This is a genomic window from Protofrankia coriariae, from assembly GCF_001017755.1.
In the GTDB taxonomy this organism is placed as follows: Bacteria; Actinomycetota; Actinomycetes; order Frankiales; family Frankiaceae; genus Protofrankia; species Protofrankia coriariae.
Genome location: NZ_JWIO01000078.1, coordinates 2,436 through 7,463, shown reverse-complemented (window position 1 = coordinate 7,463; position 5,028 = coordinate 2,436). Strand labels below are relative to the sequence as shown.

The following is a 5,028-nucleotide window of genomic DNA, read 5'->3' as shown; positions in this document are numbered from 1 at the left end:
GGCGGGCCGAACCCGCTGGGCGCTGCCGGCGCGGCCGGCGGCGGTGGCGACGTGTCCTCCACCTCGCCGCCGAAGGAGCTGATCAGCTCGGCGAGCCCGCCGGCGAAGCCCTGCCCGACCGCGGCGACCCGCCAGACACCCTTCCGGTACAGATCGCCGATGATGATGGCGCGCTCACTGGTGAAGTCCGCTCCGGTGAAGGCATAGCGCAGGACCTCGGCACCGCCGACGACGATCCGGAGGTAGCCGGCGGAGAGCTGGGACGCCGAGCCCGCGCCGTCGATCGCCGCGCAGAACGACAGCTTGTGGATGCTCGCCGGCACCTTGTCCAGCGTCACCCGGAACGACTGGGTGTCACCGGCCTGCTCGCCCAGGAGCTGGATCGACCCCTCCGGGGATGCCGGCTGGTTGAAGAAGACGAAGTAGTTCTCGTCGGAGAGCCGGTCGTTCGCGTCCAGGCCGAAGCAGGAGACGTCCCAGGCGAGGCCGGGCGCGGTCAGCGCGATCCCGATGTAGAGGTCGGTGCCCGGGGTGACCGCGGACAGATGGCTCTTCTGTCCTCGGTTGAACTGTTGGACCACCGCGCTCCCCTTCAGCGTTGACCCGTCACGTCGGTCTGCCCCGACACCGGGCGCCCGGGACGGGCGCGGACCCGCACGAAACCGGACTGACCGGGTGCTCGCTTCGCCGGAGGCGTCTAGAAAACTAGCAGCCCGGCCAGGATCTCTTCGATGGCCCACGGCGGTCCGGGCTCTGTCAGCCGGCGGACACCGCGAGCCGCCGACCTGCGCTTCGGGCACCTGGCCGACGCCACGGGCGGCACCGGCATGCGCGTCCCAGGACCATCCGGACGATCCGGACGGCAAGCGGCCCTGCCCAGCGCCACCGGGGTGGCTGCCGGCGTGACCAGGTCGCGGGCTGACGCCCGACGGCGTTCACTGGAGTCATGCGGTATGTCGACGGAGTAACGACAAAGAAGAAGATCTCCGTGATCGGGCTGGGGACCTGGCAGTTCGGTTCCCGGGAGTGGGGCTACGGCGCGGCCTACGCCGGCAGCGAGGCACCGGCGATCGTCCGGCGTGCGCTCGAGCTCGGGGTGACTCTCTTCGACACGGCCGAGCTGTACGGCTTCGGGCGCAGCGAGCGGATTCTCGGCTCCGCGCTGAAGGACGCCGGCGCGCTCGAGACGTCCTTCATCGCCACGAAGCTGTTCCCGGTGCTGCCGGTCGCGCCGGTCGTCGAGCAGCGCGCGGTGGCCAGCGCCAACCGGCTCGGCGTCCGGCAGATCGATCTCTACCAGGTACACCAGCCCCACCCCGTGCTGCGCGACACCAGCACCATGCGTGGCATGGCGGCGCTGCAACGGGTCGGTCTCGTCGACGCGGTCGGCGTCAGCAACTACTCGCTGGAGCGCTGGCAGGCGGCCGAGGAGGCGCTCGGCGCCCCGGTGCTGTCCAACCAGGTGCAGTTCAGCCTGCTGCACCCGCAGCCCGAGCGGGAGCTGGTGCCCCACGCGGTGAAGAACGACCGACTGATCATCGCCTACAGCCCGCTCGCGATGGGCGTGCTCTCCGGCCGCTACACCCGGGAACGCCGCCCGACGTCGTTGGCGCGTACGTCGCATCCGCTGTTCCTGCCGGAGAATCTGGACGCGGCACGGCCGGTGCTCAACGTCCTGCGTGACGTCGCCGCGGCGCACGACGCGAGCCCGGCGCAGATCGCGCTGGCCTGGGTGGTCCGGCATCCGAACGTGGTGGCGATCCCCGGGGCCTCCAGCGTCGCCCAGCTGGAGAGCAACGTCGCCGCCGCCGACATCGAGCTGACCGACGAGGAGTACGGCGCGCTGAAGAACGCCTCCGACACGTTCACGCCGACCGGTGGTGGGCGGGCCCGGGTCACCGCCATCCTGCGCGGCGGGCTGCGCCGGCGCTGACCGCCGGCCGCTACCGCGTCGCGTCCGTCCCGGTCGCCTCGGCTGGGACGGACGCGGCAGCCNGGCAGCCGCGGCGCGTGGCCGGTCGGGATTCCGGCCGGACGCGGTCTCCGCCAGCCGTGATCCTGCTGGCCGGGTGTGGCCCCGACCGGGCGGCTGGCCTGATCGGTTGGCTTGGTTGGTTGGCTTGGTTGGTTGGCCTGGTCGGCTGGCGCCGTGGTCAGTCGGGGCTCGGGGCGGACACGACGTGGAACGGCGGGCATACCGCCGAGGAGTGGTGCGCGGCAGCTTCCAGCGCGAGCTGTACGCGATCCTCCGGGCTGAGATGGCCGCTGCCGTGCAGGGAGCCCAGGGCGAACTCCTCACCGCAACCGACCGCGTCGTAGAGGTCGATGCTGCGTCCGATCTGGAAGTCGGAGTCGATGCGGTACAGCCGGCCACGGATACCGGCCAGGAACACCCCGCCGGCCTCGGATCCCGACTCGGTGCGCGTGTAGCCGCCCTCGCGCAGACAGTCACGCACCGCGGAGATGAAGTCGGTGGCCATGAACCGGTCGACGTCCCATGTCTGGGGGGCGGGTGGGATCAGGCTGTACCTCAGGAGCTGCCCCATCCGGAACGACGACGTGAAACCCATGATGAACTCGCCGTTACGGAACACCTTGGTGTCAGCGCGGACGGTGATGGAGTAGCCGGCCACTCCGGCACTGTCACCACCGATGATCACCCTGCCGTCATGCTCAAGACCGACGATGCAGGTCACAAGAGGGCATCGTATCGCCTGGATGCAGGGTTATGTCCGACAAGTACGCATGGACCGGGGTCACCTCCACGACTCGATCCAGTCGGTCACAGTACGCCACAAAATGACAGGTCGCGATACCGGCAATACAATCAGTTGCCGTCACAGCTGGTTCTCGTCACAGCCTGTTCTCATCGCAGCCTGTTCTCATCGCGGCTCGTGCTACGGCAACGGACCGGACTGGACGGCGGGGACAGCGCCAACGCGGTGCGCCCCGGTGTAGACGTTCATGGAGTCACCGCGGACGAAGCCGATCAGCGTCATCCCGGCGTCCGCGGCCAGCTCGACCGCCAGCGACGACGGCGCCGACACCGCGACCAGCGCCGGAATCCCGGCCAGCAGGGCCTTCTGGGTCAGCTCGAACGACGCCCGGCCGCTGACCACCAGCATCCGCCCGCGCAACGGCAGCGCGCCCTCGCGCGCCGCATGGCCGACCACCTTGTCCACCGCGTTGTGCCGGCCGACGTCCTCCCGGACCACGAGCAGGTTCCCGGCGGCGTCGGCGATCCCGGCGGCGTGCAGCCCACCGGTGCTGGCGAAGACCTTCTGCGCGGCGCGCAGCCGCTCCGGCAGCGCCAGTACCACCTGCGGGCGCAGCACCAGCGGGTCGTCGTCGACGGTGAACCGGCCACGCAGCCGTACCCCTTCGATGCTGGCCTTCCCGCACAGCCCGCAGGAGCTGCTGGTGTAGAAGGCCCGTTGCAGGCTGGCGTCGGGCGGGGGAACCGTCGGGGCGAGGGTGATGTCCAGGACGTTGTAGGTCTGGTTGTAGGTCTGGACGCTGTACGTCTGGCTGTACGTCTGGTGGTGGGTCTGCCCGCCTGCCTCGTTGGTGCCGGCGCAGTAGCGTATGCCCAGCACGTCCGAGCCGGCGCCGATGATCCCTTCGCCGACGAGGAAGCCGAAGGCGAGGTCGACGTCGTGCCCGGGCGTCCGCATGGTGACGACGAACGACCGTCCCGCCACGCGCAGTTCCAACGGCTCCTCACCGGCAATGCTGTCGGGGCGTGCCGTCCGCCCGCCGTCGGCGCGGATCCGCAGCACCTGCCGACGTACCGTCACCCGTCCCACGGCGTCCACACTGCCGTACCCGGCCGGCGGCGGCCAGTGCGCCCCAACGGCGGTACGACCCGTCCGCCATGTTGGGGTAAGGCTGTATGACGCGGGACGGTCGCGGGTCGCGCCAATCCTCGTGTGAGAGCGTAGGAGCGCCCGGCGACGATGTCCGGTATCGGTTGGGACGCGCGGCGCCGGCGCCGCGACGACGGGCATCACGGACACGGCACACGTAGCCACAGGCACAGCAGACATGACAGGCATGTATGACAGGCATAACCGATATGAGGAGTGGGCGGGGCACGTGGGCATGAAACGGATGATGGCGCGGCTCGGGGTGGGCAACGCCGACGTCGAAACGGTCCTGGACCGCCCCGAGGTCCTGCCCGGCGGTCTGGTCACCGGGACCGTGACCATCAAGGGCGGCAAGGTCGACCAGGAGGTCAACGAGATACGGGTCGCGCTCGAGGCCACCGTCGAGGTCGAGACCGACGACTCCACCTGGTACGAGAACGTCGGCTTCGGCACCCGCAGCATCGGCGGAAAGTTCACCATCGCCGCCAACCAGGAGACCAGCGGACGCTTCGAGCTGCCGGTCCCCTGGCAGACCCCCATCACCGACGTGGGTGGCTGGCACCTGCGCGGTATGAAGATCGGCGTGAAGACCACGGTGGACATTCCGGGCGCGATCGACCCCGGCGACCTCGACCCGGTGAGCGTGCACCCGCTGCCCGTCCAGGAGGCGATCCTCGCCGCGCTCGGCGACCTCGGCTTCCGGTTCCACTCCGCGGACGTGGAGAAGGGCCGGCTGGCCGGCTCCGACCTGCCCTTCTACCAGGAGATCGAGCTGCACCCGGGCGGGGAGTACGCCCGTCGCATCAAGGAACTGGAAGTGACCTTCCTGGTCGACGCCGCCGGCGTGGACGTGGTGCTGGAGGCCGACCGGCGCGGCGGGCTGCTGCGCGCCGGCGGGGACGCGCTCAGCCGGCTGCGGGTCGGCCACCACGACACCGACCGGCATCACCTCGCCGGTCTGCTGCACGAGCAGCTCCAGCATCTCGGCGCCCGCCGCGGCTGGTTCTAGGGTCTCCGGGACGTCTGCGCGGTGGCGTTCCCCTCGAGTACGCGGTGACGTCCCCGGTGCGCCGCCGGGAACCCGCCCGGGTGCGGCGAAGCGCGCGGCTCCCGACCCGGACGCGGTTCGCGTTCCGTGAGGTACCGGCGGCCGATGCCGCCG

5 protein-coding genes are annotated in these 5,028 nt (G+C 70.6%); 2 read left to right on the top strand and 3 right to left on the bottom strand.

Translation table 11 applies throughout. From position 1 onward, the window contains the following. Positions 1-581 (bottom strand): TerD family protein (locus FrCorBMG51_RS23965; RefSeq protein WP_047225270.1); only part of this gene is annotated, 581 nt, incomplete at its 3' end. Between the two features lie 407 nt (positions 582-988). Between FrCorBMG51_RS23965 and FrCorBMG51_RS23960 the strand changes: the two genes are divergently transcribed. After that, positions 989-1,933, top strand: a complete 945-nt coding sequence (locus tag FrCorBMG51_RS23960) for an aldo/keto reductase (RefSeq protein WP_338052809.1) — start codon at positions 989-991, stop codon at positions 1,931-1,933. A gap of 220 nt (positions 1,934-2,153) precedes the next feature. Here FrCorBMG51_RS23960 and FrCorBMG51_RS23955 read toward each other — a convergent pair whose 3' ends face one another. Together FrCorBMG51_RS23955 and fdhD are read right to left on the bottom strand one after the other, a co-directional pair. Further along, entirely contained in the window at positions 2,154-2,696 is a 543-nt protein-coding gene (locus FrCorBMG51_RS23955; RefSeq protein WP_047225268.1) for a hypothetical protein, read from the bottom strand. Positions 2,697-2,897: 201 nt separating this feature from the next. Next, positions 2,898-3,806 carry a formate dehydrogenase accessory sulfurtransferase FdhD gene (fdhD, locus tag FrCorBMG51_RS23950; RefSeq protein WP_086055661.1) on the bottom strand — a complete coding sequence of 303 codons (909 nt, stop codon included), beginning with the start codon at positions 3,804-3,806 and terminating at the stop codon, positions 2,898-2,900. Between the two features lie 289 nt (positions 3,807-4,095). Between fdhD and FrCorBMG51_RS23945 the strand changes: the two genes are divergently transcribed. Then, positions 4,096-4,875: a sporulation protein gene (locus FrCorBMG51_RS23945; RefSeq protein ID WP_047225267.1), complete on the top strand. Its 780-nt coding sequence runs from the start codon at positions 4,096-4,098 to the stop codon at positions 4,873-4,875. Positions 4,876-5,028: the final 153 nt, after the last annotated feature.